Annotated in this window: 8 protein-coding genes; all 8 read right to left on the bottom strand. The window is 47.2% G+C overall.

Going from position 1 to position 9,536, the window contains the following annotated elements; genetic code table 11:
- Positions 1-107: 107 nt before the first annotated feature.
- The 8 genes from ACUYLD_RS16875 to ACUYLD_RS16840 are packed head-to-tail and all read right to left on the bottom strand — an operon-like array spanning position 108 to position 9,362.
- Complete coding sequence (locus tag ACUYLD_RS16875) at positions 108-638, bottom strand: hemerythrin domain-containing protein (RefSeq protein ID WP_446675563.1); 531 nt, start codon at positions 636-638, stop codon at positions 108-110.
- Between the two features lie 22 nt (positions 639-660).
- Complete coding sequence (locus ACUYLD_RS16870) at positions 661-1,308, bottom strand: response regulator transcription factor (RefSeq protein ID WP_023989699.1); 648 nt, start codon at positions 1,306-1,308, stop codon at positions 661-663.
- Between the two features lie 7 nt (positions 1,309-1,315).
- Complete coding sequence (locus ACUYLD_RS16865; RefSeq protein WP_039274412.1) at positions 1,316-2,380, bottom strand: PAS domain-containing sensor histidine kinase; 1,065 nt, start codon at positions 2,378-2,380, stop codon at positions 1,316-1,318.
- Positions 2,381-2,833 (bottom strand): GAF domain-containing protein, encoded by a 453-nt coding sequence (locus tag ACUYLD_RS16860; RefSeq protein WP_029515512.1) that lies wholly within the window; start codon positions 2,831-2,833, stop codon positions 2,381-2,383. It lies immediately after the preceding gene.
- A gap of 45 nt (positions 2,834-2,878) precedes the next feature.
- Positions 2,879-3,562 carry a respiratory nitrate reductase subunit gamma gene (narI, locus tag ACUYLD_RS16855; RefSeq protein WP_081330765.1) on the bottom strand — a complete coding sequence of 228 codons (684 nt, stop codon included), beginning with the start codon at positions 3,560-3,562 and terminating at the stop codon, positions 2,879-2,881.
- On the bottom strand, positions 3,562-4,128 hold the full coding sequence (gene narJ / locus ACUYLD_RS16850; protein WP_039274409.1) for a nitrate reductase molybdenum cofactor assembly chaperone: 567 nt from the start codon (positions 4,126-4,128) through the stop codon (positions 3,562-3,564). The genes narI and narJ overlap by 1 nt, the downstream gene beginning before the upstream one ends.
- A complete protein-coding gene (gene narH / locus ACUYLD_RS16845; RefSeq protein ID WP_028542275.1) occupies positions 4,121-5,698 on the bottom strand; it encodes a nitrate reductase subunit beta in 1,578 nt (525 codons plus the stop codon). The genes narJ and narH overlap by 8 nt, the downstream gene beginning before the upstream one ends.
- Entirely contained in the window at positions 5,688-9,362 is a 3,675-nt protein-coding gene (locus tag ACUYLD_RS16840) for a nitrate reductase subunit alpha (RefSeq protein WP_254350411.1), read from the bottom strand. The genes narH and ACUYLD_RS16840 overlap by 11 nt, the downstream gene beginning before the upstream one ends.
- Positions 9,363-9,536 lie beyond the last annotated feature (174 nt).

Below are 9,536 nucleotides of genomic sequence, written 5' to 3'. Positions count from 1 at the left end.
TCTCCAGAGACCAGAGCCTTATGATGTAAAGAAAAAGAAACCCACGTCTCAAAAGACGGGGTTTCTCGACAATCTGAGCCGCTTCTATAAGAAGCGACTTGGTCTTTTTAAGAGATAAGTGTATTTAATTTGTCACATAACTTGGTTAGATCATTCCGATTGATCTGTTGCTCTGCCATAGGAAAAAGTACAGTTTCTTCTTTTATAAAATGTACAGTCAGCACTTCAAAGGCCTCTCCCGCGTTCTTGGCTGCCTCTTGAATGTCATCAAGCGTGAGCAAACTCAAATCGCCCTCCGTCTGATGAAGAAAATGATCGATATAGCCCTCTATTTCACGGTGCTCCTCCTGTATACCGACGAGCGGTCCCTGCTCAAAACCAATGTAGGTTCCTAGCATAGAAAAGAAGTGTTCTTCTTCCTTTTCGGTATGTTTCTTGAGGGGTACCCTAAAGTCGATAATCTGCATTCTCAGTTTTTCCAGTTGCTTGCGGCTTTCTTCCAAATCTAGTATTCTGTGCTGCTCAAACCACAATACAATGGCATGCCATTCATCCATCAGATATGTTAGATATCGATGCTCATTTTCAAGAATACGCATGGCAGGTTTGGAAAAGCGCAATTTCTCATTTTCCAGCACGCGGATTTCCTCCATTCATCGGCTAAAAATCCAGCATTTTTTTCTTTAATGCATATTGGACCAGTTCAGGCCGGCTTCTTAAATTCAATTTTTCCATGATCTTCGCTTTGTTCGCTTCCACCGTCTTGACAGAGATGAACAGCTTTTCCGCAACTTCCTTGTTACCGTAACCTTTTGCGACCAGAGGCAGAATCTCCAGTTCCCGCTTGGACAGGATCTCATAAGGATCTTCTGATTGTGACGTTGTATCTTTTTTGATGAACTCACGAACGAGAGAAGTAGCCATTTTAGGATGGATATAAGTCCCACCCCCATGAATGGTTCGTATGGCAAGTAATAGCTCCTCATCTGGAGCATTTTTCAAAACATACCCTGAAGCACCATTCTTCAAAATATGAAAAAGATATTCTTCATCGTCATGCATGGTCAGAATCAGAATTTTAGTATCAGGGTGGTCCTCTTTAATCTTGCCTGTGGCGATCAATCCACTCTCGCCTGGGGGCATGCTGAGGTCCATGATCAGAATATCCGGACGATATTTAGCTACCATCGTATACGCTTCAATACCATCCGCAGCCGTTCCGACAACCTCCATATCCGATTGGAAGTTCAAAATCATGGAAAATCCACTTCGTACAATGGCATGGTCATCCGCTAACACAATTTTGATCACGTCTTTACTCCTCCTCATGTCCAATCGGAATTTTTAAAAATACTTTGGTTCCTTGACCAACATTTGAAAGAACGCCAAAACTTCCACCTACCAGTTCTGCTCTCTCCTGCATGCCATATAAACCAAGTCCCGTTCCAATAGGATTACTCCCCTTTTCAAAGCCAACCCCATCGTCCTCTACAGTCAAACGAAGCGTATGATCGTGCTCAGACAAAGAAACTTTAACCATATCTACCTGGGCATACTTCAAGGCATTGAGAACAGCCTCCTGGCAGACACGGTAAATGACCGTTTCCTTTTCACTTCCATATCGCTTTTGGGGAAGATCCGACACAAATTCAACGACAAGACCAAAGCTTTGTTCAACCCTCTTAAAGTGGGAACGAAATGCCGCTTCAAGCCCAAAATCATCAAGTGTGGCGGGGCGTAGTTCCACAGACAGGTTGCGGATATCATCCAGCAATCGCGTCATGGATGCTTCAGTCTGCTTCATGTTTTTGATGAGCTGTTCATCATTCGTCATGTATTTTAACACCCGCAGCTCAACAACCGCACTCATCAATTCCTGGGCGACGCTGTCGTGCAGTTCCCTGGAAAGCCGTTTACGCTCATTTTCCTGCGCTTCAATGACATGCTTCATCATTTTGTTTTGATACAATTTTTCCTGCGTCTGAAATTGCGGAGTCAAGTCCCTCAACATCAACACCCTTGTTCCATGTTCAGAATCAATGGTGTGAAAAGAAGCGGCATAGGGGATCATTCCGTTGCTCTTTGTTTCCAGATAAACCTGAAAAGAAGCGAAATCCTTGGATTCTGGCATATTAAAATAACAATCAAGGCAGGTACGGGGCTCCGTTTCGCTTGTATAGCCCCTGCATGTTCCACACAAAGCTTTTTCCTTCCCTTCATAGAGTTGAATGAGGACGTCATCGCTCACAATCTCCTCCGCTGCCGGGTTCATAGCTAGGGTGTTCCCTTGCCCATCAAAAAAGAAAATGGCTTCTGTACTGTTCTCAAACAACTTCACCATTAGCGCATTCAAAGAGCCAGTCCCTACAGATAATGTCAATTACATCACTTCCTTCCCGTTCAACTCTCCAAATCCCCTATGCGCCAAGGCTTCCAAATCACGCATCATGGCTGCGGTCATCAGCAGTTCTTCCCGAAATCCACCAAGCAGTACGCCCGCGACGCGAGCATCATTCCATAGGGGAACAGCCCCGAGACTCTTGAGCTTCTCGGATTGAACGATCGGGTAGTTAAACAGGTTGTCTGCCCCCACATATTGATGAACAGATGGAATGAAAACGGATTTCCCAGTTTTGAACACGACTCCTGCTATGCCCTTTCCGGATTGCAGTACAATTCGCTTAAAGCGATCATTTAAATTACCGGCTGCATTTTTCCATTTAATTACGTATTGATATTCGGCCGGTTCAACCAGAGCAAGCGCCATGAAATCATAACCGAAATGTTCGCGTATTCGCTCAAGCTCCCTTTGATAATCCATCCTATTATTCATCGCTCTCTCCTAATAGAATTAGGAAAGAAGGCAGAGCCCGCTTTCCTAATTCGATTTATGTCTTCTGTAAAGGATATAACTTCTGCGCACATAATTCAACGGAACACTCCACACATGTACAAGCCGGGTAAACGGCCAGAATGCAAAAATCGCAAAGGCCATAAGGATATGAAGCTTGAAGGACATCGGTACGTCTCTCATCAGTGTCGGGTCGACACGGAATATGAATAAACCGCGGAACCAGATTGAGATCGTCTCTCGATAATCGAATTCTGGCTGTACCGCATTCGTTACGAGAGTCGCAAACATCCCCATGCATACAATGGCCAAAAGCAATACGTTTACGATCAAATCAGACGCTGTACTTAAACGGCGCACATTGCGTATTGTAAAACGGCGAGAGGTGAGAATCAACATACCGAGGAACGTCATGGCTCCGAATATACCACCAATATAAACTGCCCCAATATGATACAGATGATCATTTACACCCAGTGCATGCATCCAGGTTTTCGGTATGCCCAGACCGGACACATGCCCCATAATAACCGGGATGATACCCAGGTGGAACAAGAGGCTTCCGATCATCAATTGTTTTTTTTCAATAAACTCACTTGATTTCGCTGTCCAATTGAACTGGTCGTTTCTGTAGCGGAAAATATGGCCTACAATAAAGACGACCACGCACATATAAGGGAAAATGACCCATAAAAACTGCTCTAGCATCATCATTGCGCGGCCGCCTCCTGTTCTACGCAAGCTTTAAGCGTTTCGCGCAGTCCCTTCACTAGATGAAAATACGGGCTTTCCATTTTTTCCAGTGCTTTAAGCAAATGATATGTGCCGTCTTCCAGGATCGCGATTGGCATGCGGAAGTTTTCTGTCGTCTTCGGATCTTGCGCCCATTCGGCGGCATACAGAAATTCACACATGAGCGGAAGGTAATCTGGCAGCTCTCCATCTGGCATTTCAAGACCGTACATCTCATATAGCACCTTTAACTTGACCAACATTTGTCCCCGTTCTTTTGCATCTTCGAATTTAAAGTAAGTCATATATAGTGCACAATTCTTTTGAAAATCAAAGGTTTCCGTATACATTTCCTGAATCTCTTCCATACTGAATTCTTGCATAAGGGACCAGTAGGTGTTCGCATACGTATATGCCGGATGGTTCGGATCAAACGATGCTTCCAGAAAAGCCGGATGAAAATCCAGCTTTTCTGGGTACATGAGTTGCTGAGCGAAAAACCCGAATGATGGCTTGCATTCATACAACTTCGCTACATTAATCACGCCAAATACCCCCGTAGAAGTTTTCTTCATACATTTCTTTGCCCGTTTTCAAAGGCTCTTCCATCCCCATCGAACTTGCCATACTACAGCCATCACATCCAGAGCCAGAACCCATGTTTCCCATGGTATCGCCGTAACCAGCAGATCCTTGAGCCCGGTACGGATTCGAATATCCTTCTTTATGCGATGTCGGAATGACGAAACGATCCTCATACTTGGCAATCGCCAGAAGTCGATACATCTGCTCCGTCTGCCGCGGTGTCATGCCGATGCGCTCAAGACGGCTTTCATCGAAAGATTGTCCTGTGGACTGGGCACGCATATAGGAGCGCATCATAGCCATTCGCTGCAAGGATTCCTTCACAGTTTGCGTGTCGCCCGCTGTCAGCATATTGGCAAGGTACTGAATAGGGGTGCGCATCTCTTCGATAGCCGGAAAGATCATATCGGGATTCTCAATCGAGTCTTTCCCTTCAAAGTAATTCATGATCGGACTAAGTGGTGGCACATACCAGACCATAGGTAATGTGCGGTATTCCGGATGAAGCGGGAATGCCAGCTTGTGCTCAATAGCAAGCTTGTAGACCGGCGAGTTCTGCGCTGCTTCAATCCAGTCCTCCGAGATACCGTCTTTTCTCGCTTGAGCAATCACTGCCGGATCACTTGGATCCATGAACAGGTCGCATTGCGCTTTATAAAGCTCTTTCTCATCCTGCGTAGAAGCGGCCTCAAGCACTCGATCCGCGTCATACAGCATAACGCCGAGGTAGCGAATTCGTCCTGTACATGTCTCGGAGCAGACTGTCGGCAGGCCAGCTTCCACACGTGGGAAACAGAAGGTACACTTTTCCGCTTTGTTCGTCTGCCAGTTAAAGTACACTTTTTTGTATGGGCAGCCCGTCATGCAATACCGCCAGCCACGGCAGGCTTCCTGATCCACGAGCACGATTCCGTCCTCGTCCCGTTTGTACATGGCGCCCGAAGGACAGGACGCGACACAGCTTGGATTTAGGCAATGTTCGCAAAGCCGTGGGAGATAAACCATGAAAGACTTCTCAAAGTTAAATTTAATCTCTTCTTCGATTTTCTGAATATTTGGATCAAGCGGACCGGTTACATGCGCACCCGCCAGGTCATCTTCCCAGTTTGGACCCCACTCCAAATCCATTTTTTCACCCGTTACCGCAGAATGCGCGCGTGCCACAGGTGAATGCTTCTGTTCGCCAGCGTTGGTCAGTTGCTCGTAATTATAAGTCCAGGGCTCATAATAATCTTTCATTTCCGGCATGTCTGGATTGTAAAAAATCTTACCCAGTGCTATCTTGGACAGCTTGTTGCCTGACTTCAGTTCCAGTTTCCCTTTGCGGAGCTGCCAGCCCCCTTTATATAATTCCTGATCTTCCCAGCGCTTCGGATAACCGATACCCGGTTTGGTTTCCACATTGTTAAACCACATATATTCCGCACCTTTGCGGTTCGTCCAAGTTGTTTTACAGGTCACGCTACACGTATGACAGCCAATACACTTATCCAGGTTCATGACCATGGCAATTTGAGCTTTAATCTTCAAGCCAGTTAACCTCCTTCATTTTACGTACCGCAACGTACACATCACGCTGGTTGCCGATCGGACCATAATAGTTGAATCCATAACTAAGCTGAGCATATCCACCGACCATCTGGGTTGGTTTGAGATGAATTCTTGTAGGTGCGTTATGACTACCGCCGCGTGTATCCGTGATTTCGGAGCCTGGCACTTGAATGTGCTTATCCTGAGCATGGTACATGAACATCGTTCCTCTTGGCATCCGGTGGCTGACAACGGTCCGAGCGGTTACGACGCCGTTACGGTTGTATACCTCTACCCAGTCATTGTCGGCAAGATCGTGTGCCTCTGCGTCTTCGTTGTTGATCCACACCGTAGGACCTCCGCGAAACAGTGTAAGCATGTGCTGGTTATCCTGGTAGGTGGAGTGAATATTCCATTTACCGTGTGGTGTCAGATAACGGAGCACGAGTGAATCTTGCCCGCCTTTTATTTCCCGATCGCGAGGGCCGAACACCATTGGCGGCAGCGTCGGTTTGTAGATCGGCAATGATTCCCCAAATTGTTGGAAAATCTCATGATCAATATAGAAATGCTGTCTTCCCGTCAAAGTACGAAACGGAACGAGTCGTTCAATATTCGTTGTAAATGGTGAATAGCGGCGTCCCTTCTTGTTCGATCCAGTGAATACTGGTGTCGGTATAACTTCCCGTGGCTGCGCCGTTATACTTTGGAAAGTGATCCTTTCCGCTGCCCGATCGGCCGAGATATCTTTGAGTTCCACACCGTGAAGCTCTTCTGCCTGCTCATAAGCCTTTTGCGACACCCGTCCATTAGTCGCGGATGAAAGGTGAAGAATTGCATTGGCTACTTGGCGAGCTGTCTGGATTTTGGGCAGCCCGTCTTTAATGGATTCATCGTAATAAACTCCGTTCAACTTTTTCATTTCCTCATATTCGTCCGCTACGGAGAAGCTGACGCCATGCGCACCTGCTTTCCCACTAGTCAAATTCGGACCGAGTGAGATAAATTTATCGTGAATTTTAGTATAATCGCGTTCGATGATGCTGAAATTCGGCATGGTTTTACCCGGAGTCGCTTCAATCTCGCCCTTCGTCCAATCCTTTACAAGACCCATCGGCTGTGAAATTTCGCCTATACTATCGTGTGCAAGCGGCGCAGTCACAAGATCTTTATATATGCCTGGCAGGTGCTCTTTTGCCATATCCGAAAAGACTTCGGAAAGCTGGCGGTAAATATCCCAGTCCGCGCGGGATTCCCACAGAGGGTTAACAGCCGGATTAAACGGATGCACGAAAGGATGCATGTCTGTTGACGACAAGTCTGTTTTTTCGTACCAGGTTGCCGCCGGAAGCACGATGTCCGCGTACAATGGAGTTGTTGTCATCCGGAAATCAAGTGCAACCATCAAATCAAGCTTTCCTTCTACATCTTCTCTCCAGACAATTTCCTCAGGTTTCTGTTCTTCGTTCGGCCGGGCAAGCAGGGCATCAGATGCTCCGAGTAAATGTTTCATGAAATACTCTTGTCCCTTCGCCGAACTGGAAATCAGATTTGACCGCCAAACAAAGAGTGAACGCGGGAAGTTCTCGGCTGCCCCAGGATCTTCTACAGCGAAGCGTGTCTTACGTGATTTAATCTCTTCCACAGAATGATTGATGATGTCCTCGTTCGACTTCTTGCCTAATTGTGCAGCCTCTTCGGCGAACAGCAGACTGTTTTTATTAAACTGTGGATAAGAAGGCAGCCAACCCAGACGTGCTGCGAGCACGTTGTAGTCTGCTGGATGTCTGTAACTGACATCCCCGCCAATCGGTGACTTCAAGGTGTCTGTTCCACTTTCTTCGTAACGCCACTGCTCTGTTGCAAAGTAGAAAAACGATGTAGCATTTTGCTGCCGAGCCGCCCCTTGCCAGTCTTTTGCAAAAGCAATCGTTGACCAGCCTTCGATTGGGCGGAGCTTTTCTTGACCCACATAATGCGCCCAGCCTCCACCGTTTACACCTTGGGAAGCAGTCAACACGACAAGATTCAAGATGGACCGATAGATCGTGTCACTATTGAACCAGTGGTTGATACCCGCACCCATAATAATCATGGAGCGCCCTTTGGTATCGATAGCATTCTGGGCAAATTCCCGAGCAATCTGTACCACAACAGACGCCTTCACACCTGTGATCTTCTCCTGCCAGGCAGGGGTATAATGCGAAGCTTCGTCGTAATAATTTTTGGCGTTATGAGGGCTGTCATTGCGTGCGACACCATACTGGCTCATCATCAAATCGTACACAGTTGCTACGTAACGTTCCGAGCCATCTGCCAAGCGTACTTTTTTGGCCGGAATTACACGTTTGAACGTTCCATTACCGGCGTTATCAAAGTAAGGGAATACGATTTCTTCCCATTGCTCGCCATGACCTTCCACAGTGAGCGCGGGCTCAACCTTTGTTCCATCTTCCCGTTCCAGAATCAGGTTCCATTTCTTATCCTGCTCCCAGCGCTGTCCCATCGTACCGTTCGGGACCAGCATTTCCCCCGCCGCTTCGTCATATATGACCGGCTTCCAGTCCGCATGCGGCGAAGCATCCCCCAGGTCACTCGCCCGTAGAAAGCGTCCACCTTTCCAGGCTCCCTCGTGTGGATCAAGCAGAATCATAAACGGCATATCCGTATATTGTTTGGCATAGTTAATGAACATCGGTTCTTGGCGCTCTTTGTAAAACTCATCCAAAATAACATGCGTCATAGCCTGGGCTACGGCAGCATCTGTACCCGGATTTGGGGCAAGCCAGTTGTCAGCGAACTTCACATTCTCCGCCAAGTCGGGAGCCACTGATACGACTTTTGTTCCCTTATATCGTACTTCCGTCATAAAATGAGCGTCTGGCGTCCGGGTAAGCGGTACGTTCGATCCCCACATAATCAGGTAACCCGCATTGTACCAATCAGAAGATTCCGGTACATCCGTCTGCTCACCCCAAATTTGAGGAGATGAAGGAGGAAGATCGGCATACCAGTCATAAAAACTCAACATCTGCCCACCCAGTAGCGAAATGAATCGGGCTCCTGAAGCGTAGCTTATCATTGACATCGCCGGGATTGGCGTAAAGCCCGCGATCCGGTCGGGACCGTATTTCCGAATGGTATAGATGAGTTGCGCCGAGATCAGACGCAGGACATCATCCCAAGTGACACGGACATGACCGCCTTTTCCGCGAGCTGATTTGTAGAGCTTGGCTTTCTCCGGATCTTCCACAATGCTTGCCCATGCTTCCACCGGATTGGCATGCTCCTGGATAGCCGCCTGCCAAAGCCGCAACAGCTTACCGCGCATATAGGGATATTTCACGCGTAATGGACTGTATTCATACCAGGAAAATGTAGCCCCACGCGGGCATCCCCGCGGTTCAAATTCTGGCATATCTACACCGCAGGAAGGATAATCGATCTGTTGATTTTCCCAGGTAATGATGCCGTTTTTGACAAAAACCTTCCAACTACAGGAACCGGTGCAGTTCACTCCGTGAGTCGTCCGAACCACTTTGTCGTGAGACCAACGCTGACGGTACACGTTTTCCCATTCTCTATTTTTTTCCTCAAGGATTGACCAATTTCCCGAATAGCTTTCGATCGGTTTAAAAAAGTTGAGGTTGTATTTCTTTTTCATCGATGACCAACACTCCTTTTTAGAAAGAATCATCCCAACGCAAGTTCCAAGGGAAGACTCATTCGCTTACTCTCATTATGTAATTCATTCATCTCTGTTCCCATTAGGGAATGTCCTATAGCGCTACAGGAAATCCCTCGTTCTATGGAAAGATACAAAAAAGCCTCCCCTGCT

The sequence above is a fragment of the Paenibacillus sp. SER-28 genome (assembly GCF_052906305.1).
This window is presented reverse-complemented; position numbering and strand designations above follow the sequence as displayed.